Origin of the sequence: Vibrio sp. 10N.286.52.C3 (genome assembly GCF_041468865.1) — a bacterium.
Classification (GTDB): domain Bacteria; phylum Pseudomonadota; class Gammaproteobacteria; order Enterobacterales; family Vibrionaceae; genus Vibrio; species Vibrio crassostreae_C.
The window spans coordinates 1-890 of record NZ_JBFRJM010000142.1 but is presented as its reverse complement, the minus strand read 5'-3'; the positions used below and the strand labels follow the sequence as shown (position 1 = coordinate 890).

Below are 890 nucleotides of genomic sequence, written 5' to 3'. Positions count from 1 at the left end.
GAATTTCTCTCTGAACTAGATTTAATGATGCGAAAGCAGCACGGTATAAACATCAAAGACATGGAAAATGTGCCAGATGAGGTTTCGTTTAAAGCTCAAGAAAAAGCAGAGCTAAGTGGTGAGTCTAACTGGGAAAGGTTACCGTAATCCGGAATTCCGGACTTAATTCGGGTGTTACAGGAACCCGAACCTGAGAGAGCCAGTTTTGCGCGCTACGCTTGCCTCCCAAAACCTGCCTCTCTCTCATCATGATCATGACTGGGGGGTTGGATAGTTGGCTTATATACCAAGAGTGAACTAGTTAACCACCGACTGACGCACTGCGTTTGTCTACTCATTTGCTCTCTACAAGCAAGCTTATAGCAGAGCAAATCGAGATGATTGATATATGGTTTTTATAAGCAAGAGGTGTAATTAAAGTAGATTCCTCGAACTTGATTCGTAGTCATATTTCAGAAGAAAGATATAATAGCCACATCTACATGACAGTAGACTAAAAAAAAGCCCTGAACATAAGGCTCAGGGCTTTCCAAGGAGGTTATCTATATGAAATACCTAGCGAACTTATTGTTAGCAATAGCTGCTGTTATTAGTGCAGTAGCAAATTTACTTAAAGCTTTATAGGTAGAATCTAATCATTAAAAGCCCGAAGAATTGCGCTCTTTGGGCTTTCTTTTGCCCAGTAATCATAAGACTATCTAATCGTTAAAACAAGAACCCACGTATTATGCAAATTATGTTACGGGCTTCAATCATAAAACGATTCTCACGATGAGCATTAAAAAAGGCCAGCAAGCTGACCTTTCTAATTGAGCATATCCCTCGCCCACGTTTGATTTCATTCAGGCTTTCAGCAAACCTCTCAACATAATTCATAACCATAATACGCA

1 protein-coding gene is annotated in these 890 nt (G+C 40.0%); it reads right to left on the bottom strand.

Translation table 11 applies throughout. The features are described from left to right. Nucleotides 1–705: 705 nt before the first annotated feature. Nucleotides 706–890 (bottom strand): hypothetical protein (locus AB4138_RS23850; RefSeq protein WP_372058688.1); only part of this gene is annotated, 185 nt, incomplete at its 5' end.